The sequence below is a fragment of the Streptomyces krungchingensis genome (assembly GCF_054729265.1).
In genome coordinates this window covers 6,206,909-6,226,571 of sequence record NZ_JBPUKY010000001.1, presented here as the reverse complement: position 1 = coordinate 6,226,571, position 19,663 = coordinate 6,206,909, and the positions used below count along the sequence as shown (strand labels likewise).

20 protein-coding genes and 3 tRNA genes are annotated in these 19,663 nt (G+C 70.4%); 4 read left to right on the top strand and 19 right to left on the bottom strand.

Annotation, left to right across the window (positions count from 1 at the left end; genetic code table 11):
* Positions 1-143: 143 nt before the first annotated feature.
* The 6 genes from ACSYGO_RS27445 to ACSYGO_RS27420 form a co-directional block, all read right to left on the bottom strand.
* Positions 144-1,058, bottom strand: a complete 915-nt coding sequence (locus ACSYGO_RS27445) for a hypothetical protein (RefSeq protein ID WP_426680612.1) — start codon at positions 1,056-1,058, stop codon at positions 144-146.
* A gap of 167 nt (positions 1,059-1,225) precedes the next feature.
* Positions 1,226-1,951: a 50S ribosomal protein L1 gene (gene rplA, locus ACSYGO_RS27440; protein WP_028805115.1), complete on the bottom strand. Its 726-nt coding sequence runs from the start codon at positions 1,949-1,951 to the stop codon at positions 1,226-1,228.
* Positions 1,952-2,027: 76 nt separating this feature from the next.
* Positions 2,028-2,462, bottom strand: a complete 435-nt coding sequence (gene rplK / locus ACSYGO_RS27435; RefSeq protein WP_028805116.1) for a 50S ribosomal protein L11 — start codon at positions 2,460-2,462, stop codon at positions 2,028-2,030.
* 192 nt (positions 2,463-2,654) lie between these two features.
* Positions 2,655-3,515 carry a transcription termination/antitermination protein NusG gene (nusG, locus tag ACSYGO_RS27430; protein WP_432174896.1) on the bottom strand — a complete coding sequence of 287 codons (861 nt, stop codon included), beginning with the start codon at positions 3,513-3,515 and terminating at the stop codon, positions 2,655-2,657.
* Positions 3,516-3,592: 77 nt separating this feature from the next.
* On the bottom strand, positions 3,593-3,874 hold the full coding sequence (secE, locus tag ACSYGO_RS27425) for a preprotein translocase subunit SecE (RefSeq protein ID WP_028805118.1): 282 nt from the start codon (positions 3,872-3,874) through the stop codon (positions 3,593-3,595).
* A gap of 107 nt (positions 3,875-3,981) precedes the next feature.
* Positions 3,982-4,054: transfer RNA gene (locus ACSYGO_RS27420), tRNA-Trp, on the bottom strand.
* 248 nt (positions 4,055-4,302) lie between these two features.
* Here ACSYGO_RS27420 and ACSYGO_RS27415 point away from each other — a divergent pair.
* Both ACSYGO_RS27415 and ACSYGO_RS27410 read left to right on the top strand, forming a co-directional pair.
* Entirely contained in the window at positions 4,303-5,529 is a 1,227-nt protein-coding gene (locus ACSYGO_RS27415; RefSeq protein WP_426680610.1) for a pyridoxal phosphate-dependent aminotransferase, read from the top strand.
* A 227-nt stretch (positions 5,530-5,756) separates the two neighbouring features.
* Entirely contained in the window at positions 5,757-6,788 is a 1,032-nt protein-coding gene (locus ACSYGO_RS27410; RefSeq protein ID WP_426680609.1) for an adenosine deaminase, read from the top strand.
* A 136-nt stretch (positions 6,789-6,924) separates the two neighbouring features.
* Here the strand turns inward: ACSYGO_RS27410 and ACSYGO_RS27405 are convergent, their stop codons facing one another.
* The 9 genes from ACSYGO_RS27405 to ACSYGO_RS27365 form a co-directional block, all read right to left on the bottom strand.
* Positions 6,925-7,980, bottom strand: a complete 1,056-nt coding sequence (locus ACSYGO_RS27405; RefSeq protein ID WP_460388004.1) for a UDP-N-acetylmuramate dehydrogenase — start codon at positions 7,978-7,980, stop codon at positions 6,925-6,927.
* 137 nt (positions 7,981-8,117) lie between these two features.
* Entirely contained in the window at positions 8,118-8,498 is a 381-nt protein-coding gene (locus ACSYGO_RS27400; protein WP_359502148.1) for a DUF3291 domain-containing protein, read from the bottom strand.
* A 20-nt stretch (positions 8,499-8,518) separates the two neighbouring features.
* Positions 8,519-9,994, bottom strand: coding sequence for a DHA2 family efflux MFS transporter permease subunit (locus ACSYGO_RS27395; protein WP_460388003.1), 1,476 nt, complete (start codon positions 9,992-9,994; stop codon positions 8,519-8,521).
* 243 nt (positions 9,995-10,237) lie between these two features.
* A complete protein-coding gene (locus ACSYGO_RS27390; RefSeq protein WP_432174899.1) occupies positions 10,238-10,807 on the bottom strand; it encodes a TetR/AcrR family transcriptional regulator in 570 nt (189 codons plus the stop codon).
* 322 nt (positions 10,808-11,129) lie between these two features.
* A complete protein-coding gene (locus tag ACSYGO_RS27385) occupies positions 11,130-11,558 on the bottom strand; it encodes a MaoC family dehydratase (RefSeq protein ID WP_432188637.1) in 429 nt (142 codons plus the stop codon).
* Between the two features lies 1 nt (position 11,559).
* On the bottom strand, positions 11,560-12,012 hold the full coding sequence (locus ACSYGO_RS27380) for a MaoC family dehydratase N-terminal domain-containing protein (RefSeq protein WP_095936023.1): 453 nt from the start codon (positions 12,010-12,012) through the stop codon (positions 11,560-11,562).
* A 272-nt stretch (positions 12,013-12,284) separates the two neighbouring features.
* The gene (rpmG, locus tag ACSYGO_RS27375) at positions 12,285-12,449 is read right to left on the bottom strand and encodes a 50S ribosomal protein L33 (protein ID WP_003948671.1); all 165 of its coding nucleotides are present in this window, start codon (positions 12,447-12,449) and stop codon (positions 12,285-12,287) included.
* An 88-nt stretch (positions 12,450-12,537) separates the two neighbouring features.
* Positions 12,538-12,610: transfer RNA gene (locus ACSYGO_RS27370), tRNA-Met, on the bottom strand.
* Positions 12,611-12,656: 46 nt separating this feature from the next.
* A tRNA-Thr gene (locus ACSYGO_RS27365) sits at positions 12,657-12,729 on the bottom strand.
* A 304-nt stretch (positions 12,730-13,033) separates the two neighbouring features.
* Between ACSYGO_RS27365 and ACSYGO_RS27360 the strand changes: the two genes are divergently transcribed.
* On the top strand, positions 13,034-14,284 hold the full coding sequence (locus ACSYGO_RS27360; RefSeq protein WP_460388000.1) for an amidohydrolase family protein: 1,251 nt from the start codon (positions 13,034-13,036) through the stop codon (positions 14,282-14,284).
* 427 nt (positions 14,285-14,711) lie between these two features.
* Here the strand turns inward: ACSYGO_RS27360 and ACSYGO_RS27355 are convergent, their stop codons facing one another.
* A complete protein-coding gene (locus ACSYGO_RS27355) occupies positions 14,712-15,818 on the bottom strand; it encodes a hypothetical protein (RefSeq protein ID WP_460387999.1) in 1,107 nt (368 codons plus the stop codon).
* 69 nt (positions 15,819-15,887) lie between these two features.
* Here ACSYGO_RS27355 and ACSYGO_RS27350 point away from each other — a divergent pair, with 69 nt between their 5' ends.
* Positions 15,888-16,544, top strand: a complete 657-nt coding sequence (locus ACSYGO_RS27350) for an SDR family oxidoreductase (protein ID WP_426680601.1) — start codon at positions 15,888-15,890, stop codon at positions 16,542-16,544.
* Between the two features lie 322 nt (positions 16,545-16,866).
* Here the strand turns inward: ACSYGO_RS27350 and ACSYGO_RS27345 are convergent, their stop codons facing one another.
* From ACSYGO_RS27345 to ACSYGO_RS27335, 3 genes are all read right to left on the bottom strand, one after another.
* The gene (locus tag ACSYGO_RS27345) at positions 16,867-17,079 is read right to left on the bottom strand and encodes a hypothetical protein (protein WP_345656177.1); all 213 of its coding nucleotides are present in this window, start codon (positions 17,077-17,079) and stop codon (positions 16,867-16,869) included.
* A 140-nt stretch (positions 17,080-17,219) separates the two neighbouring features.
* Positions 17,220-18,425 carry a cytochrome P450 gene (locus tag ACSYGO_RS27340; RefSeq protein WP_426680600.1) on the bottom strand — a complete coding sequence of 402 codons (1,206 nt, stop codon included), beginning with the start codon at positions 18,423-18,425 and terminating at the stop codon, positions 17,220-17,222.
* The gene (locus ACSYGO_RS27335) at positions 18,425-19,420 is read right to left on the bottom strand and encodes a DUF1259 domain-containing protein (protein WP_426680599.1); all 996 of its coding nucleotides are present in this window, start codon (positions 19,418-19,420) and stop codon (positions 18,425-18,427) included. The genes ACSYGO_RS27340 and ACSYGO_RS27335 overlap by 1 nt, the downstream gene beginning before the upstream one ends.
* Positions 19,421-19,663: the final 243 nt, after the last annotated feature.

Below are 19,663 nucleotides of genomic sequence, written 5' to 3'. Positions count from 1 at the left end.
TCAATTCCCGTGGGACGGACGGGGCGGACGGGGCGGACGGGGCGGGTGGGAGTCGGGCCAGGGAGGCGCGGGGCAGAGCGAGGCCCCGCGTGCCCGGCCTGGCGGGGTGCGGCGCGCACGCCGCACCCGCCGCACGCCGGTCCTCAGGAGCTGGTGCCGCCGGTCGCGCCCTGCTGCTGCATGAGGTCCTTGAAGTCGGCGGTGTCGCCGGCCGGCGGCTCCTCGGCCGAGACCTTCACGCCGTAGTCGCTGTAGTAGGCGGTGGAGGACATGGTGCCGGTGGACAGCTCGCCCTTCTCGACCTTCTTGACCAGGAGGTCGTCGCCGTTGACCCAGATGTCGATCTGTTCCGTGCTGACGCCGGCCTGGGTGAGCTGCTTCTTCAGGTCGGCCAGCTGGCCGGCGCTGAGGTTGGAGCCCTTGCCGGCGAGGTCCGCGACGTCCACGGTGCCGGAGTAGTGCGTGGTCTGCTCGCCGCGCACCGTCTCCTCGCCGACCTTGCGGACGTCGCCGGAGGCCAGCAGGAGCTTCACGGACTGGTTCGGCGTGGTGTTCTGCATCTGGTCCTTCAGATACGCGCCGGAGCCGCCGCCGAGCTTGGCGAGGTCGTCGTACCCGTACCGGATCCAGTGCTTGCCGCCCGCCTGCTGGGCGAACTTGTCGCTCATCCGCGCGTAGTACGCGTCGGGCAGATAGCGGGCCTGCATCGAGGTGCTGCCCGTCTGACGCATCGTGTCGGCCATGGTGCCGCCGGTGTACGTGATGGTCAGGTTGCCGGTGAGGCCGTCGGCCCAGCCCATGACTCCGTCGGCCTTCATGGACATCAGCGTGCCCATGGTCGTCGTCGACTCGACCTTGGCGGAGTCGGCGGAGTCGGTGGACTTCTCCGCGGAGCGCAGGGCGGCGACGGGACTGACGTGCGTGGTGCCCTTGTGCACCGCCTTGTCGTCCTTGCCGGAGCCCCCCGAGGAGTCCGAGGAATTGCAGGCGGCCACCCCTGTCAGCGCGCTGACCAGCGCGATCGAGAGGGTCACGCGACGCACGGTCGTGCTCTTCATTCGTCCCACCCCTATGCGAAATCTGTGTCCTGCACGCTAGCGCAGCCCACTGACACACGTATCCGGATTCTTCGTCCGCAGACAGGGACGGGCCCCGCACCTCGAAAGGTTGCGGGGCCCGTGTCAAGAACGCGTGCGCGACGCGGTCACCGGGGTGAGCTCAGGGCTCAGACGGCGGCCGGGTCCTCCTCGACGAGGAGGTTGCGGGTGCGGTTCGGGTCGACCGGAACGCCGGGGCCGATCGTGGTGCTGATCGCGGCCTTCTTGATGTAGCGACCCTTGGCGGCCGACGGCTTCAGACGAAGGATCTCTTCGAGCGCGGCGCCGTAGTTCTCCACCAGCTTGGTGTCGTCGAAGGACACCTTGCCGATGATGAAGTGCAGGTTCGAGTGCTTGTCGACGCGGAACTCGATCTTGCCACCCTTGATCTCGGTGACAGCCTTCGCGACGTCCGGGGTCACGGTGCCGGTCTTGGGGTTCGGCATGAGACCACGGGGACCGAGGACGCGGCCGAGGCGACCGACCTTGCCCATGAGGTCCGGGGTGGCGACGACGGCGTCGAAGTCCAGACGGCCCTTCGCCACCTCGTCGATCAGCTCGTCGGAGCCGACGATGTCGGCGCCCGCGGCAGTCGCGGCCTCGGCACGCTCACCGGTCGCGAAGACCAGGACCCGGGCGGTCTTGCCGGTGCCGTGCGGGAGGTTCACGGTGCCACGGACCATCTGGTCGGCCTTGCGCGGGTCGACACCCAGACGGAAGGCGACCTCGACGGTGCCGTCGAACTTGGTCGTGGAGGTCTCCTTGGCGAGACGGACGGCCTCGAGCGGGGCGTAGAGCTTGTCCCGGTCGACCTTGGCGTCCGCAGCGCGGAGAGACTTGCTGCGCTTGCTCACTACTGCTCCTGATGTGTTCTGAGGAGTCGTGGTGCGGGCCGAGCAGGCCCTTCCACGGTTGTCCTGAAGGTGGGTGTCAGCCCTCGACCGTGATGCCCATGGAACGGGCGGTGCCGGCGATGATCTTCGCGGCGGCGTCCAGGTCGTTGGCGTTGAGGTCGGGCATCTTGGTGGTGGCGATCTCGCGGACCTGCGCCTCGGTGATCTTGGCGACCTTGGTCTTGTGCGGCTCGCCGGAGCCCTTCTCGACACCCGCGGCCTTGAGGATCATCTTCGCGGCCGGCGGCGTCTTGGTGATGAAGGTGAAGGAACGGTCCTCGTAGACCGTGATCTCCACCGGGATGACCCAACCGCGCTGCGACTCGGTCGCGGCGTTGTAGGCCTTGCAGAACTCCATGATGTTGACGCCGTGCTGACCCAGCGCCGGGCCGACCGGCGGAGCCGGGTTGGCGGCGCCGGCCTGGATCTGGAGCTTGATGAGCCCCGTGACCTTCTTCTTCTTGGGAGGCATGTGCTCTCTCCGGGTCCTAGTGAGAGTTTTCAGCTTCCGTCCGGTTCATCCGGATGGAGGCATACCGCACAACGATAACGGGTATCCTCGTGCGGCCAAAAACCGAGCAGGTCAGACGGTCTCCCGCGAGCGGGAGGTGCCCCCATTGAGAGCCCGTCTGACCTGTTCGGAAGCAGTGGATCCGAAAGAACGTCAGTTCTTCTGGATCTGGTCGAAGGAGAGCTCGACCGGGGTCTCGCGGCCGAAGATCTCGACGAGGCCCTTGACCTTCTTCGAGTCGGCGTTGATCTCGTTGATGGTCGCCTGCAGCGTGGCGAAGGGGCCGTCGGTGACGGTGACCGAGTCGCCGACCTCGAAGTCCAGCACCTGGACCTCGACCTTGCGCTGCGGGGCGGGCTTGCCCTCGGCCTCGGCGGCCTCGCGGGCGGCCTTCTCCTCGGCCTCGGGGGCGAGCATCTTGACGATCTCGTCCAGGGTCAGCGGGTACGGGTCGTAGGCGTTGCCCACGAAGCCGGTGACGCCGGGGGTGTTGCGGACGACGCCCCAGGACTCGTTCGTCAGGTCCATGCGGACCAGGACGTAGCCCGGGAGCTTGTTCTGCTTGATCGTCTTGCGCTCGCCGTTCTTGATCTGCGCGACCTCTTCCTGCGGCACCTCGGCCTGGAAGATGAAGTCCTCGACGTTCAGCGAGACGGCGCGCTGTTCGAGGTTGGTCTTCACGCGGTTCTCGTAACCGGCGTAGGTGTGGATGACGTACCACTCACCGGGGAGGGTGCGCAGTTCCTCGCGCAGCGCGGTGACGGGGTCGACGGGCTCGGCCTCTTCTTCGGCCTCTTCCTCGTCGAGGGCCTCCTCGGAGACCTCTTCGTCCTCGACGTCCTCACCGGACTCGTCCTCGACGTGGAGGGCGGCCTCTTCGGCGGGCTCGCCGGCTTCGGCGTCGGCAGCGTCGACCTCGTCCGGGTCCTCGGTGTCCGCGCCCTCCACGATGTCGAGCTCGTCCTCGACGGACTCGACCGACTCGGAGGCGTCGTTCAGGTTCGGGTCAGACACGGTGGCTGCTTCTTCCTGGATGCATGGGGGTGGAACACGCGAAAGGGGCGCCGGTGACGGCGCCCTTCGCTCTCGGCTCAGCCGAAGACGTACTTGGCGGCGTGGTTGAGCCCATAGTCAATCACGGTCACCAAGGCGATCATGATGACAACGAAGACAATCACCACTGTGGTGTACGTCGTCAGCTGGTTGCGAGTCGGCCAGACGACCTTGCGGAGCTCCGCGATGATCTGGCGGTAGAAGGTGGCAAGGCGCTTCAGCGGGCCCTGCTTGGCTCGCTTACCGCCCTTGCGGGGCTTCTTCTTGGACTCGGGCGCCTCGGCATCAGGCATGTCGATGGAGCCCACGGCGTCCGTCACTCGTCCTCACCTGATTCCGGGTCGTGGCCGTGCCGCGCCCGGTTGAGCCGCACGGCGGTGCATTGCAGTACGTACATGCGCACACATCCTGGCGAAGGAGTGTGTAGCAGGGCCGGAGGGACTTGAACCCCCAACCGCTGGTTTTGGAGACCAGTGCTCTACCAATTGAGCTACGACCCTTTGATTTCCCCCAACGTACCGCATTCGCCCGGGTGCTCGTTGTGCACCGGGTGAGTGCGGCCGGTGAAGGCCAACGAGGTGAGAGTGTACGTGCTCCTGAGCCGGGCGTCGAACAGAAAGTGTCCGCACGGGCCTCCCATGACGAAGATCCACTGGTGAGCCGTCCGGATCCGGACAGATGTTCTGTGGATGTTCAGTCCGTGAAACCCGCGTGCCGGGGGCGTTTCGGGTCTGAAACGATGGGTGCCATGAGCGCTGCAACCCCTCCCACCGAGCGCCGGGTCTCCGCCCGAGTCGGCGCGATCTCCGAGTCCGCCACCCTCGCCGTGGACGCCAAGGCCAAGGCCCTCAAGGCCGCCGGGCGTCCGGTGATCGGCTTCGGCGCCGGTGAGCCCGACTTCCCGACCCCGGGCTACATCGTCGAGGCCGCCATCGAGGCGTGCAAGAACCCGAAGTACCACCGCTACACGCCGGCCGGCGGTCTGCCCGAGCTGAAGTCCGCCATCGCGGCGAAGACCCTGCGCGACTCCGGCTACGAGGTGGAGGCCGCCCAGGTCCTGGTCACCAACGGTGGCAAGCAGGCCATCTACGAGGCCTTCGCCGCGATCCTCGACCCGGGCGACGAGGTCATCGTCCCGGCGCCGTACTGGACGACGTACCCGGAGTCGATCCGTCTCGCCGGCGGTGTGCCGGTGGAGGTCGTCGCCGACGAGACCACCGGCTACCGCGTCTCGGTCGAGCAGCTGGAGGCGGCCCGCACCGAGAACACCAAGGTGCTGCTGTTCGTCTCCCCGTCGAACCCGACCGGCGCGGTCTACAGCCGTGAGCAGATCGAGGAGATCGGCCGCTGGGCCGCCGAGAAGGGCCTGTGGGTCCTGACCGACGAGATCTACGAGCACCTGGTCTACGGGGACGCCGAGTTCCACTCCCTGCCGGTGGTCGTGCCCGAGCTGCGCGACAAGTGCATCGTGGTCAACGGCGTCGCCAAGACGTACGCGATGACCGGCTGGCGCGTGGGCTGGGTCATCGGCCCGAAGGACGTCGTCAAGGCCGCGACGAACCTCCAGTCGCACGCCACGTCCAACGTCTCCAACGTGGCGCAGGTCGCCGCGCTCGCCGCCGTTTCCGGCGGCCTGGAGGCCGTCGCCGAGATGCGCGAGGCCTTCGACCGCCGCCGCAAGACCATCGTGCGCATGCTGAACGAGATCGACGGCGTGCTCTGCCCGGAGCCCGAGGGCGCCTTCTACGCGTACCCGTCGGTCAAGGGCCTGCTCGGCAAGGAGATCCGCGGCAAGCGCCCGCAGGACACCGTCGAGCTGGCCGCGCTGATCCTGGAGGAGGCCGAGGTCGCGGTCGTCCCGGGCGAGGCCTTCGGCACGCCGGGCTATCTGCGTCTGTCGTACGCCCTCGGTGACGAGGACCTCGTCGAGGGTGTCTCGCGGATCCAGAAGCTGCTGGCCGAGGCGCGGGACTGACGTTCCCGTACGCCCCTTGGGGGCGTCGTTCTCGATGTCGCGCTCCACGCGCGCGTGTACGGGCCGCTTCCCTTCGGGGAGGCGGCCCGTCCGCTTCAGGTGCCCCCACCGGCCCGCCCGGCCGGGTGCCGCCGGCCGCGGGGAGCCGGCCCGATCGTCCGTGCGATCAAGGCCACTAAAGGGGAAACGGCTACCGGGAGAGCGGGGAGGTACGGCAGGATCCTGGGATGGAGCGTGTACGTGATGTCTCTGAGCTGCCGAAAGCCCATCTGCACCTGCACTTCACCGGTTCGATGCGGCCGACCACCCTGCTGGAGCTGGCCGACAAATACGGTGTCCGGCTGCCGGAGGCGCTGACCGACGCGCTGACCAGCGGGGAGCCGCCGAGACTGCGGGCGACCGACGAGCGCGGATGGTTCCGCTTCCAGCGCCTGTACGACGCGGCCCGCTCGTGTCTGAGGGAACCCGAGGACATCCAGCGGCTGGTCCGCGAGGCCGCCGAGGAGGACCTGCGGGACGGCTCGGGCTGGCTGGAGATCCAGGTCGACCCGACGTCGTACGCCCCGCGTCTGGGCGGGCTCATCCCGGCGCTGGAGGTGATCCTGGACGCCGTGGACTCGGCGGTGCGGGACACCGGTCTCGGGATGCGCGTCCTGGTGGCGGCGAACCGGATGAAGCACCCGCTGGACGCCCGCACGCTGGCCCGTCTCGCGGTGCGCTACGCGGACCGGGGCATCGTCGGTTTCGGGCTCTCCAACGACGAACGGCGCGGCATGGCACGGGACTTCGACCGGGCCTTCGCCATCGCGCGCGACGGCGGGCTGCTGTCCGCCCCGCACGGCGGGGAGCTGACCGGCCCGGCCTCGGTACGTGACTGCCTGGACGACCTGCACGCCTCCCGGATCGGCCACGGGGTGCGGGCCGCGGAGGACCCGCGGCTGCTGAAGCGCCTCGCGGACCGCCAGGTCACCTGTGAGGTGTGTCCGGCCTCGAACGTCGCCCTGGGCGTCTACGAGAAGCCCGAGGACGTCCCCTTGCGCACTTTGTTCGAGGCGGGTGTCCCGATGGCGCTCGGCGCCGACGATCCGCTGCTCTTCGGTTCCCGCCTGGCCGCCCAGTACGACATCGCCCGCCGCCACCACGCCTTCACGGACGCGGAGCTCGCCGAGCTGGCGCGCCAGTCCATCCGCGGTTCGGCGGCCCCGGAGGACGTGCGGGCGAAGCTGCTGGCGGGGGTCGACGACTGGCTGACGTCCTGAGGGGCGGCACGCGGTCGTCCGGGGCGGGCCCGGACGGCAGTGTGCGGGGCGTGAGGCTGTGCCGCGCCCGCACGCGCCGGGCGGGCCGGTGCCAGGGTGAGCGCGTCCGGGGCGGAGTGGACGACGCCCGCGCTCTCTAGAGGCGTACGCCGACCGTGACGGGCTCGTTGACCAGGGTGATCCCGAAGGCCTCGTGGACGCCGGCGACGACCTCGCGGGCCAGCGCGAGGAGGTCCTCGGTGGTGGCCTCGCCCCGGTTGGTGAGGGCGAGCGTGTGCTTGGTGGAGATCCGGGCGGGCCCGCTGCCGTAGCCCTTGGTGAAGCCGGACTTGTCGATCAGCCAGGCCGCGGAGGTCTTGGTGTGGCCGTCGCCCGCCGGGTACGCGGGCGGCACGGTCCCGGCGCCGAGCCGGTCCTCCACGCGCGCGTGGAACGCGGCGAACTCCTCGTCGTTGAGGATCGGGTTCGTGAAGAACGACCCGGCGGACCAGGTGTCGTGGTCCTCGGGGTCCAGGACCATGCCCTTGCCGGAGCGCAGCCCCAGCACCGTCTCGCGGGCGGCCGCCAGCGGCACCCGGTCGCCGGGTCCCACGCCGAGCACGCGGGCCGTCTCCGCGTACCTGATCGGCGCCGACAGTCCCTCCGCGTCCTCCAGCCGGAAGCGGACACGGAGCACGACGTAACGGTCGGGGTCGGCCTTGAAGCGGCTGTGCCGGTACGAGAAGGCGCACTCCGCGTTCGTCAGCGTGACCGTCTCGCGCGCCGTGCGGTCGTAGGCGACCACTTCGGTGATCGTCGACGACACTTCCTGGCCGTACGCGCCCACGTTCTGGATCGGGGTGGCGCCCGCGGAGCCGGGGATGCCGGCGAGGCACTCGATGCCGGCGAGTCCGGCCTCGACGGTGCGGGCGACCGCGTCGGTCCACACCTCGCCGGCCGCCAGCTCCAGCCGCGTGCCGTCGAGCGCGAAGCCGGTCGTCGCGATGCGCAGGGCCGTGCCGTCGAAGCCCTTGTCGCCGATGACCAGGTTCGATCCGCCGCCGATGAGCAGCAGCGGCGTACCGGTGTCGTCGGCCTCGCGCACGGCGGCGACGACCTCGGCGTCGGTCGTGGCGGTGATCAGCCGGGTGGCCGGGCCCCCGAGCCGGAAGGTGGTCAGCGGGGCGAGCGGGGCGTCGTGGAGTTCCTGCACGCGCCCAAGACTACGAGAAGGGCCGGGCGCGTCCGGCCACCGGTGGCGGCGGACAGGGCGGCGTACGCCCTCCGTGGCGGCGCGGACACGGCTGTGGCCCCGCCGTCGGGGCGGGGCCACAGCCGTGTCACGTGCGGTCAGTCGAAGCGCCGCAGCACCTGCGCCCAGTCGAGGGGCAGCTCGTCCGCGGACGTCTTCCAGGTGAGGAACTTCGCGTCCTTCATCTGGTGCCGCAGGCCTCCCGCGGCCGGGGCGTGCGGGCCGGAGCGGGCGAACTCCTTGAGGGCGGCGGGCGACTCCCAGGCGGACACGGTCCAGAAGGTGCGCCGCAGGGGCGCCGCCTTCAGCGAGGCGCCGTACGCGCCGGGGGCCTTGCCGACCTGCCGCCACACGCCCGGCGTCCGCGCGAAGAACCGGAGCGCTCCCCACAGGGTGCGGGTCTCGAACCGGGAGGCCATCACATGCACCTCGGTGTCCCGCGGGGGCGTGTTCGGCACGGTCCAGGGAAGGGTGGGCATGTCCGGGCTCCTTCCGGGCTTCAGCGGGAGACGGTCTCGAGGGCGGGGGCCGGCGAGGAGGACGCGACGGGCGTCCGCGCGGCACGGCGTGCGGACGGGATGACCAGGGCCGCGATGCCCGCCAGGGCGACGACCGAGGAACCGACCACGAGGGCGGGCCGCAGGCCGTCGACGAAGCTCTGCGCGGACTCGTAGCCGCCCTGCGCCGAGAAGATCGAGGACATCACCGCGATACCGAGCGCGCCGCCCACCTCGCGCAGCGCGTTGTTGGCTCCGGAGGCGATGCCCTGCTCGGTGGCGCGGACGCTGGACATGACCAGGTTGGAGGCGGGCGCGAAGTACAGGGACATCCCGACGCCGCTGATGATCAGCGCGGGCAGCTGGGAGAGGTACGAGGCGTCGGCGGCGATCACGGTGGCGTAGTACGCGAGGCCCGCGGCCTGGAGGAAGAGGCCGGTGGCGACCACCGGGCGCCCGCCGATGCGGTCGGAGAGGTAGCCGGCGATCGGCGCGACGAGCATCGGCATGCCGGTCCACGGCAGCATCCGCAGTCCCGCCTCGGTCGGCGAGTAGCCGAGGACGCCCTGCATGTACTGGCTGAGCAGGAAGATCGAGCCGAACATTCCGAGGAACATCAGCAGGCTCGCGGCGTTGATCCCGGCGAAGGCGCGGGAGCGGAAGAGCCGCATCGGCAGCATCGGGTTCTTGGCGCGGCTGCCGTGCAGGACGAATCCGGCGAGCAGCGCGGTGCCCGCGAACAGGCCGGTCAGCACGAGCGGGCTGGTCCAGCCGTCGGCGGGTCCGCGGACCAGGCTGTAGACGATCCCGAAGAGGCCGCCGCTGGCGAGCAGGGTGCCGGGGACGTCGAGCCGGGCGCCGGTGCCGTGCGACTCGGAGAGGCGCAGCCGGGCGAGCGGCAGCAGGGTCAGGCCGAGCGGCACGTTCAGCCAGAAGATCCAGTGCCAGGACACGTGTTCGGTGAGGCTGCCGCCGATGAGCGGGCCGGAGGCGACCGCGAGTCCGTTGACGGCACCCCAGATCCCGTACGCCATCCCGCGCCTGGCGGGCGGAACCGCCGCGGTCAGCAGGGTCAGGGTCAGGGGCATCATGATCGCCGCGCCGACGCCCTGGACCGCCCGGGCGGCGATCAGGGAGTCGATGCCGGGCGCCATGGCCGCGGCGGCCGAGGCACCGGTGAAGACGCCCAGCCCGACGAGGAAGAGCCGTCGGCGTCCGAAGCGGTCACCGAGTGCGGCGCCGAACATGAGCAGGACGGCGAAGGTGAGCGTGTAGGCGCTCACGGTCCATTCCAGGTCGTCCAGCGCTCCCCCGAGGTCCTTGCGGATCGAGGGCAGGGCGGTGGTGACGACGAGGTTGTCGAGGGCCGCCATGAATCCGGCGACGCTGGTGATGACGAGGGCCCAGACTGCTCCCCCGCGACGTGCGGCCGGTTCCGTGCGTCCCGCCGGTGCGGACTGTGCGGTTCCCTGTGACATCGCTCCCCCAGAGCATGATGGCAATGAAAGGTTAGTTATTGCTGACTAACTTCCGCGGGCATGGAGAGGGCAGAAATCCCCCCGACTCCGCACTCGCGGTTTCTGCGTCCGTCCCAGGCCTCAGCCTGCGTTCCTCAAAGCCTCAGCCCGTCCGTCTCGGGCCTCAGTGCACCCATCTCGGGCCTCGGCCCGTCGAACCCGTCGGGCCGGAGGGGCCCGCAAGGCCCGCCGGACCCGTCACGCCTACTTCTCCAGCCGGCCCGTGATCCTCGCCGACGGGTAGAGCCCTTCCCAGACCCGGTGCTCGGGCGGGAAGCCCATCGACACCAGGCAGTTGACGAGCATTCCGTACGCCATGAAGGTCGCGGTCTCGTCCACGTCCGCACCCAGCGGTACGTGGACCACGTCCCAGAGCCGCATCCAGCCGGCCCGCACCGCCTCGCCGAGTTCATGGTCACCGGCCTCCTCGGCCGCCGCCACGGCGACGTACATCTGCATCTGCATGAGCAGCCGCTCCGGCTGCTCGGCGATGACCTTGACGTACGCGTTCGCCATGGCATGCAGGGCGTCTTCGCCCTGCAGCCCCTCGGAGGCCTCCTCGAAGGTGCGCCGAGTGAGCTCCATGCAGTACTCGGCCGCCGCGAGGAAGATCGCCTTCTTGCCCGGGAAGAGGCGGAAGAGATACGGCTGCGAGACGCCGACGCGCTTGGCGATCGCCTCGGTGGACGTGCCGTAGTAGCCGCCGCGAGCGAACTCGCTCATCGCCGCGCGGATGACGCTCTCGCGCCTCTCTTCTGCGCTCATCCTGACCATGCGAGTAAGTTAGTACTCAATCACTAACTACGTCAAGGGGTGTCGGGGAGGGCCGGGAGCCCGGGGGCGTCCGGCACACGGGGAGGGCGCCGGGAGTAGTAGAGGGGAGTGGCGGGAACAGGAGCAGGGCCGGCGACGGAACGCCCTGCCCTCGCGGCGCGTTGGGGCCGGTAGGGGTCCTCCCACGCGTAAGGGGCGCCCCGCAATGGAGAACGCCCCTTACTTCCGCCGCACGCTCGCGGCACTTCCGTCGTGCCGTCGCGGCACTTCCGTCGTGCCGTCGCGGCACTTCGGTCATGCCGTCGCGGCCCGGTCCGGCCGCTCAGGCCAGCCGTACGACCGCTCGTGACATGCCCAGGACCTTCTGGCCCGCGCTGGTCGCGGTGAGGTCGACGCGGACGGTGTTGTCGTCGAGCTTCGCGCCGATCTTGGCGCTGACCTCGATCGTGGCGCCCTTGTCGTCGTTCGGGACGACGACGGGCTTGGTGAAGCGGACGCCGTACTCGATGACCGCGCCCGGGTCGCCGACCCAGTCGGTGACGACGCGGATCGCCTCGGCCATGGTGAACATGCCGTGCGCGATGACGTCGGGGAGGCCGACCTCGACCGCGAACTTCTCGTTCCAGTGGATCGGGTTGAAGTCCCCGGAGGCGCCCGCGTACTGGACCAGGGTGGCCCGGGTGACGGGGAAGGTCTGGGCCGGCAGCTCGGTGCCGACCTCGACGTCCGCGTAAGTGATCTTCGCCGTCATGTCAGCCCTCCTCCGCCGCGCGCGCGACCAGCTTCGTGACGGCCGTCACGACGTGCTCGCCCGATTCGTCGTGGACCTCGCCACGGATGTCCAGGATGTCGTTGCCCGCGAGGGACTTGATCGACTCGATCGTCGAGGTGACCGTGAGCCGGTCGCCCGCACGCACCGGGCGGGTGTAGGCGAACTTCTGGTCGCCGTGCACCACCCGGCTGTAGTCGAGGCCCAGTTGCGGGTCCTGAACGACCTGGCCGGCGGCCTTGAATGTGATCGCGAACACGAAGGTCGGCGGGGCGATCACGTCGGCGTGCCCGAGCGCCTTGGCGGCCTCCGGGTCCGTGTACGCGGGGTTGAGGTCCCCGACGGCCTCCGCGAACTCGCGGATCTTCTCCCGGCCGACCTCGTAGGGGTCGGTGGGCGGGTAGGACCGCCCCACGAAGGACTGGTCGAGCGCCATGGGCTCGGCACCTCCTGGTTGTCTTCGCTGGACTCGGCGTCCCGGCCGGCGGAATGTCGTCCCGTCCGGACCGGAACGGATTCCCGTCCCGCCCGGGCCGGGACGGGACGTCGCTCTGTCATAGCCGGGCGGGCTGTCTTGGCTCTATAACGACGCGGCGCCCTGCGGCGACGCGGCACTCGTCCGGACCCGCCGCGCCCTGGGGCGCCGCGGCTCCACAACGACGCGAGGCCGCCCCCCGCGAAGGGGACGGCCTCGTGTACGAGCCTGATTTATCGCGTCTCGCGGTGCGCGGTGTGCGCGTTGCAACGCGGGCAGTGCTTCTTCATCTCCAGTCGGTCCGGGTTGTTACGCCGGTTCTTCTTGGTGATGTAGTTCCGCTCCTTGCACTCCACGCAGGCCAGCGTGATCTTCGGGCGGACGTCGGTGGCAGCCACAGGAGTGCTCCTTGACGAACGGATGGGACGATTAACGCATAGAAGAGTAGCCGATCGAAGGACCGACCCCACAATCGGCTACTGTCAGTAGCGGTGACCGGACTTGAACCGGTGACACAGCGATTATGAGCCGCTTGCTCTACCGACTGAGCTACACCGCTGTGATGCGATCGGGCCCCGTCTTGCGACGGGAACCTCTCACACCAGAGCCCCAATACGGAATCGAACCGTAGACCTTCTCCTTACCATGGAGACGCTCTGCCGACTGAGCTATTGGGGCGAGCGATGAAGACATTACACGGTAGGCCGCCGATCGCCCAAATCCGTTTCGCGGCACCCGCCCCGGCCTGTTCCCTTCCGCTTCCGCGCGCGTTCCCACGGGCCTTCCGGAGCCCCTCACGCACCCCTGATCACCAGGGATCACCCTGGGTCCGCGCGTTCCGGAACCGGCAGGCCACACCGGTACGACTATTGCGCTCCTCCCCGACGCGGGCGAGTTGCCACCCTAGGCTCGACTCACGCTGAGTGATCTTGAGTCCCGCTCCTCGCGGGCGCCCGTCCCGCACCCGAGCCCCAGGAGCGCGATGCCCGACAGCCAGCCGCAGCCGCCCCACTCCTGGTCGGGCCAGGCCGACACGGCCACCCTGCTGCTGTGCGGGGCGCGGCTCACCGACGGCCGGACCGTGGACGTACGGCTGGGCGGCGGGCGCATCGAGGCGGTCGGCACCGCGGGAAGCCTGGCGACAGGGGTCGCCGGCACCCTCGCCGCGAAGGTGGACCTCGACGGCTACCTGCTCCTGCCCGCCCCGGCCGAGCCGCACGCCCACGTGGACACCGCGCTGACGGCCGACGGCGAGGGGCCGCTCGCGTACGACTCCCCGGAGGTCCAGCGCCGGGCCACCGAGGCGGCGCTGCTGCAACTCGGGCACGGCGCCACGGCGCTGCGCTCTCACGTGCGCGTCGGCGACGTACAGGGGCTGGACGCGCTGGCGGCGGTGCTCCAGGCCCGGCGGTCGCTGCGTGGGCTCGCCGAGCTGACGGCGGTGGCGATGCCGCGGGTGCTGACCGGGGTCGCCGGGGCGGACGGCCTGGCGATGCTGCGGGACGCCGTGAAGATGGGCGCCACCGTGGTGGGTGGCTGCCCGGACACCGACCCCGATCCGACGGGATACGTGGAGGCGGTCCTGGAAATGGCCGAGGAGCTCGGCTGCCCGGTCGACCTGCACACGGACGGCGCCGACCCGGCCCGGCTCGCCCGGCTCACAGCGATGGCGAGCGGGCTGCGGGCCGGTGTGACGCTCGGCCCGTGCGCCGGTCTCGGACGGCTGCCAGCCGAGGCGGCCTCCCGCGCGGCCGACCAGCTCGCCGCGGCGGGGATCACGGTGGTGTGCCTGCCGCAGGGCGGCTGCGGGTCGGTGGACCGCCGGGGAGTGGCGCCCGTACGGATGCTGCGCGCCGCGGGTGTACGCGTGGCGGCGGGCAGCGGCGCCCTGCGCGACCTGTCGAACCCTGTCGGGCGGGGCGACCCGTTGGAGGCCGCGTACCTGCTGGCCTCGCGATGGGGGCTGCGCCCGGAGGAGGCCTACGACGCCGTGGCGGGTGCGGCACGGGCCGCGCTGGGTCTGCCCGAGGTGCGGGTGGAGGCGGGTTTCCCGGCCGAGTTGCTCGCGGTACGGGGCGAAGGGCTCGCGGGAGCGCTGTCGTTGGCGTACAGCCGGATCGTGGTGCACCGCGGGCGGGTGGTGGCGCGGACCAGCGCGGTGCGGGAGTACTGCAACTCGGCGACCGTGGCCGGAATGGACCTGCCACGGCAGGGGCGGGCCGAATCGTCGTGAGGCACGCCGAGCCGCGTTCCGTGCGCCGCGCGGGACGACCGCCCGGCGCGCCTGGGAGCCGCTCCCGCGGGGCGGGACAAGCCTTGTAGAGGCCTGCACGGAGCGGGACTCGCCTCGGAGCGGGACTCGCCTCGGAGCAGGGCGCACCTCGCAGCAGGGCTCGCCTCGGAGCGGGGCTCGCTTCGGAGCAGGTCTGCTCGAAGCGGGGCGCGCCTCAAAGGCGCTCGCACGGATCAGGGCGGGACCGGGGAGCTCTTCGCCTGGGAGCAGGGCGCTCCCTGGGACCCGCGCGCGTGGAGTGTTCTCGTGCTGCCCTCACCGCGCGCCTTCGAAGGCCGGGGCCCGCAGCCCCGGCCACTCCCGTGCCCCGGAGTCGACTCCCGCCCCGGGGCGGGAGTCATGAACCTCTGGAGTTCGTCGCCTTCCTCTAGAGCTCGTCGCCGCCGAACAGCCCGCCGGCGAGCGGGCTGCCGCCGGGAACCTTGTCCACGGGGATCTCCGTGGCCCCCGCCGGCGCGTTGACGTCGCCCGCATCGGAGAACTTCAGGACCAGCGGCAGCTTCACGGACTTCGGGGCGTCGGCGAGGACACCGAGGTCGATCTTGACCTGGGTGAGGTCGCCGTTCTTCAGCGTGAAGTCGACCGCGACCTTCTTGTTCGGGGCGTCCTTGAGCTCCTTGTCCGTGGGGAGTTCCGTACCGGGCGGAAGGTCGCCCTCCAGTGGACGGAGCTTGTCGAAGACCCCGCGGATCAGCTCGCGGAAGTTGGCCTTGGCCACGACGTGTTCGGTGCCGTCGCCGCCGCTCTTGGTGTGGAAGGTGACGTCACGGGCGATGACACCGCGGACGGCCTTGAGGATCTTCCGCTGGGTCTTGGCGTCGACGTCGCCGGCCGATCCCTTTGCGCCGCGCTTGTGCGACTTCTGGGCCTTGGCCAGCTCACGGGTGTCGACCTTCACCCAGTCGCCCTCGAGGATCTTCTTGAACTCCTTCTCGGAGTCCGGGATCTGGTCGGCCGTCGGCATGGGGACACCCATGGCCTTGCCGATGGCCTTCATGTCGGAGCGGTAGTACGTGAAGTCGCCGACGACCCGGTACTCGGCGAGGACGCCGTCGGCCCCCGAGATCTTGAGGCTCGTACCGATCAGGTCCTTCTCGCCCGAATCCTCCAGCGGCTTACGGGACTTGACGGCGACATCCACGCGCAGGCCGCTGACGAACTTCCCGAACTCCGGCGGCATGGCCTCGTCGGCGTCGCCGGACGCGTTCGCCAGCGAGGTGATCGCGTCGGGGGAGGCGTCGAGGTCCAACTGGAAGGCGAGGGACTTCTTTTCGCCGAGTTGGTCGACGGCGTGGTCGACCTTCTGTCCGGCGGTGAGGTTCTTGACCGTGCCGCAGGCGGCAGCGGTGGCGAGGAGGACGGCGGCGCAGCCGGCCGCGGTGACGGTCTTGCGTATGGCGGTGATGATGCTCTCCTCTGCGACGCCGCGCGCGTCCGCGCGACGTCCCCTCGAATCCTCGTTCTCAGTGATCACACATGTGACACATGAGCCGCTCACAAGGTTGTGCGGCGAACGCGTCCGTCCGGGCGTACGGTCGGAAACATGCGCATTGTCATCGCTGGAGGTCATGGTCAGATCGCGCTGCGGCTGGAGCGGCTGCTCGCCGCGCGCGGCGACGAGGTCGCGGGTATCATCCGGCGCCCCGAGCAGGGCGACGATCTGCGGGAAGCCGGCGCCGAGCCGGTTCTGTGCGACCTGGAGTCGGCTTCGGTGGAGGAGGTGGCCGCGCACCTGCAGGGCGCCGATGCCGCCGTCTTCGCGGCGGGCGCGGGTCCGGGCAGCGGGGCGGCCCGCAAGGAGACGGTGGACAAGGGGGCCGCGATCCTGTTCGCGGACGCGGCGGAACGCGCGGGCGTGCGCCGTCATGTGGTCGTGTCGTCGATGGGCGCGGACCCCGCGCACGAGGGGGACGACGTGTTCGACGCGTATCTGCGCGCCAAGGGCGAGGCCGACGTGTACGTACGCAGTCGTCCGGGCCTGGACTGGACGATCCTGCGCCCCGGGGGCCTGATCGACGACGCCGGCACCGGTCTCGTACGTCTGGAGGCGCACACCGGCCGCGGCATGATTCCGCGCGACGACGTCGCCGCGGTCCTCGCGGAGCTGGTGGACAGCTCGGCGACGGCCGGGCTGACCCTGGAACTGATCAGCGGCTCGACGCCGGTCTCGGTGGGGGTCAAGTCGGTGGCGGGGAACTAGACGGCGGCGTATCCGCGGCTGCGGGGCGCGCCCTGCTCTGGGCCCGGTCGTCTCTGCGCGCGGGGGGCGGCACGCTCCCGGTGTTCGTCAAGGGTGCCCCAGGTGCTCGTCAGGGGTGCCTGGGTGCTCGTCAGACGCGCTCCGGGTGCGTGTCGGGGGTGCCGCGGGTGATCGTCGCGCGTGCTCCGGGTGCTGGTCGGGCAGGCCGCGGATGCTCGTCGGGCGAGCCGCCGATGCTCGTCCGGCTCGGTCCGGGGGTACGTCAGAACAGCGGGAGCTGTCCGGGCGTACGTCAGAACAACGGGAGCTGTCCGGGCGTACGTCAGAACAGCGGGAGCTGTCCGGGGAAGTCGGGGACCGTGTACCCGTCCAGTGTCGGCTGGGCCATGCCCGTCTGCGCCTGCCGGCGTGAGCCGGGGCACGAGACCAGCGCTCCGCTCCCCCGCGGGCCCGGCGGGTCGTGCCGCGCGAACCGGCCCGCGACGACGGCGATCTCCCGGCGGCACTCGGGGCAGTTCCTGCGACGCGACGACATGGGTCCAGTCTGCCCCGGCCGGGCGGCACGCAGGCACAGCCCGCCCTTCACGGGGGTACGAAGAACCCCCGCCGGACCGCGTTCTCGCGATCCGGCGGGGGTTTCCCCGAGCGAAGGGCCGACGGCGTCGGCAGGTGGTCCTACCAAGTGACCGGCAGCTCCAGCGGGAAGCGCCGGATCGTCTGCTGGTCCCATCGCACCTCGTCCGGCGGCACTGCGAGCTTCAGCCCGGGGAAGCGCTGCATGAGGCGGCCGACGGCCACTTCGAGCTCCGCCATGGCCAGCGGGACGGCGATGCAGCGGTGCCCGCCCCAGCCGAACGTCATGTGCGGACGGTTCGGGCGGTCGACGTCGATGACGTCCGGCTTCGGGTAGCGCTCCGGGTCGCGGTTGGCCGCCAGGTACGAGACGTGGACGAAGTCGCCCGCCCGGATCTGTGCGCCGTCCAGCTCCAGGTCCTCCAGAGCCATCCGCGGAATGCCGACCCCCTTGCGGAACGGGATGTAGCGGAGCATCTCGTGCAGGACGTCGGTGAGCGTCTCGGGCCGGCGCCTGATGTGGTCCTCGAGCTCGGGGTGGGTGAGGAGCAGGTAGACGATGTTGCTGATCTCGCAGGTCGCGGTGTCCTGGCCGCTGAGGGCCAGGGTCAGCGCCATGACCGCCAGTTCGTTGTCGTCGAGGTGGTCCTCGCCGTCCCGCGCCTCGGCCATCAGGCTGATGAGGTCGTCGCCGGGTGAATGGCGGCGCTGCTCGACGAGTTCGGCGAAGTAGGCCGTCAGATCGGCCTTGGCCTTCGCGGCCGCGTCCTTGTTGTGCGCGTCGACGACCAACAGCCGGAGCACGTTCTCCTGCATCCGGGGCCAGTCCTCCCGCGCGACGCCGAGGAGGTCGAGGACGGTGTGCTGGGGAAGCGTGGTGGAGAGGTGCTTGGCCAGGTCCGTCGGCGGGCCCTTCTCCTCCATCTCGTCGAGCAGGAGGTCCGCGAGCCGGACGATCCGGTGCCGCATGCCGTCGACCCGCTGCTGGGTGAAGGCCTGCGACGCCAGCTGGCGTACACGGCTGCTGTGCGGCGGATCCATCACGTTGATGGACTCGGGCGAGACGATGGGCTCGGCCGTGAGCCGGGGGTAGTCGTGGCCGATGATGGCCGCCCGGCTCAGACGCTGGTCGGTGGTCACGTGCTTGACGGCGTCGAAGCCGGTGACCAGCCAGGCGTCGGCCTCGCCGTAGGGCAGCCGGATGCGGGCCGGGGCGTCACGGTGCATCAGCTTCGCGAGCACCGGGTCGAAGTCGAGTGCTTCGCTGTAGTCGAACGGGCAGGTGGGCGTCTCTTTGTCACCGGTCATCAGCCGGCTCCTCCAGGCATAGGTACGACGTTGGTGGTGTCCACTGCGTGACGAAGGCCGGCGGCGAGCTTCACCGCGTCGTCGACGGCCCAGAAGTGGACGAAGAACAGGCGTGGTTCGTCGGTCAGGTTGTGGTGGTGGACCTCGACGAGCTCGACGCCGTTGCGCCGCAGGGCGACGAGTGCGGGCTGGACCTCCTCGGCGGTCATCGCCAGGTCACCGCTGATCGCCGCCCGTCCGCCGCCCAGTGCCTGGAAGTTGACGGAGGTGGTGGCGCCCAGTCCCGGGGGAAGGATCAGGTGGCCGTCGGCGATGGTCTCGCGGCGGGCGAAGACGCTCTTGTAGATCTCGTCGTCCGCGTAGCCCTTGACTCCCAGCGCGGCGTCGATCGCGGCGGTGTCCAGGTCGATGGGCGGCGAGGCGACGGTGGGTTCGGCGGGCGGGGTGCCGGTGCAGTCGAACGCGGCACGCAGGCCGCGGGCGACGGCGACCGGATCGTCGCCGTGGGCGTGCAGATGGACCCACCAGACGTCCGGCTCGTGAGCGAGCAGGTGCTTGTGGATGGCGGTCTGCATGATCCCGTGGTCCTGCAGCACGTCGATGAAGTGCTGCAGTTCGCGTTCGGTGACCACGGCGTCGCCCATGAGGAGCGTGCTGTGGTCGGTGTACCGGACGAAGGACACGTGCGTGCCCAGGGCGAGGGTGGGGTTGATCCGGACTCCGCGGGTGAAGACCGTGAGGTCCTTGCGCGGCATGCCCGTGTGGTACATGAACCGCTTCATGTCGCCGGGCCGGCCGAGGGCCTTGCCCACGTCCGCCCAGTCGGCCAGTTTTGTCAGCACCGGCTCGGCCATTGCCCGCCCGTTTCGGGTGGAGAGGGCGCGAGCTTCGCTCGGGGCCCCGGTCAGCACGGGCGCGAGGGCCGCCACGGCCAACACACGACGCCGCGACGTGATGGGCCGGGAGTGGTTGTCCTGCCGTCGATCGTCAGCCATGTCATATGCCTCCTGGCCGTGATGGAAACACGCAGGACGGCGCGGACCCGTGATCTGCGCGGCCATGTGCGGCCAGGTGGACCAACGGAGTCTCCTGACCGCGTGGACGGCTCCGCCACCCGCGTCACGACGTCTCGCGGGGCCGCCGCACGGTCGCGGTGGCCGTCGGCGGAGCGGGACTCCTCACGCCTCCCGGTGACGGATACCACGTGGCGTCGAGGGCTCCGGGCGAGCGGTGGCGAG

Coding starts and splice junctions, on each gene's coding strand:
- ACSYGO_RS27345 (WP_345656177.1), bottom strand. CDS start 17,079: ATGTCGTCGCGTCGCAGGAACTGCCCCGAGTGCCGCCGGGAGATCGCC.
- ACSYGO_RS27410 (WP_426680609.1), top strand. CDS start 5,757: ATGGAGCGTGTACGTGATGTCTCTGAGCTGCCGAAAGCCCATCTGCAC.
- ACSYGO_RS27445 (WP_426680612.1), bottom strand. CDS start 1,058: ATGAAGAGCACGACCGTGCGTCGCGTGACCCTCTCGATCGCGCTGGTC.
- rplK (WP_028805116.1), bottom strand. CDS start 2,462: ATGCCTCCCAAGAAGAAGAAGGTCACGGGGCTCATCAAGCTCCAGATC.
- ACSYGO_RS27340 (WP_426680600.1), bottom strand. CDS start 18,425: ATGACCGGTGACAAAGAGACGCCCACCTGCCCGTTCGACTACAGCGAA.
- ACSYGO_RS27395 (WP_460388003.1), bottom strand. CDS start 9,994: ATGTCACAGGGAACCGCACAGTCCGCACCGGCGGGACGCACGGAACCG.
- ACSYGO_RS27350 (WP_426680601.1), top strand. CDS start 15,888: ATGCGCATTGTCATCGCTGGAGGTCATGGTCAGATCGCGCTGCGGCTG.
- ACSYGO_RS27380 (WP_095936023.1), bottom strand. CDS start 12,012: ATGGCGCTCGACCAGTCCTTCGTGGGGCGGTCCTACCCGCCCACCGAC.
- ACSYGO_RS27385 (WP_432188637.1), bottom strand. CDS start 11,558: ATGACGGCGAAGATCACTTACGCGGACGTCGAGGTCGGCACCGAGCTG.
- ACSYGO_RS27400 (WP_359502148.1), bottom strand. CDS start 8,498: ATGCCCACCCTTCCCTGGACCGTGCCGAACACGCCCCCGCGGGACACC.
- ACSYGO_RS27390 (WP_432174899.1), bottom strand. CDS start 10,807: ATGGTCAGGATGAGCGCAGAAGAGAGGCGCGAGAGCGTCATCCGCGCG.
- ACSYGO_RS27360 (WP_460388000.1), top strand. CDS start 13,034: ATGCCCGACAGCCAGCCGCAGCCGCCCCACTCCTGGTCGGGCCAGGCC.
- ACSYGO_RS27415 (WP_426680610.1), top strand. CDS start 4,303: ATGAGCGCTGCAACCCCTCCCACCGAGCGCCGGGTCTCCGCCCGAGTC.
- ACSYGO_RS27335 (WP_426680599.1), bottom strand. CDS start 19,420: ATGGCTGACGATCGACGGCAGGACAACCACTCCCGGCCCATCACGTCG.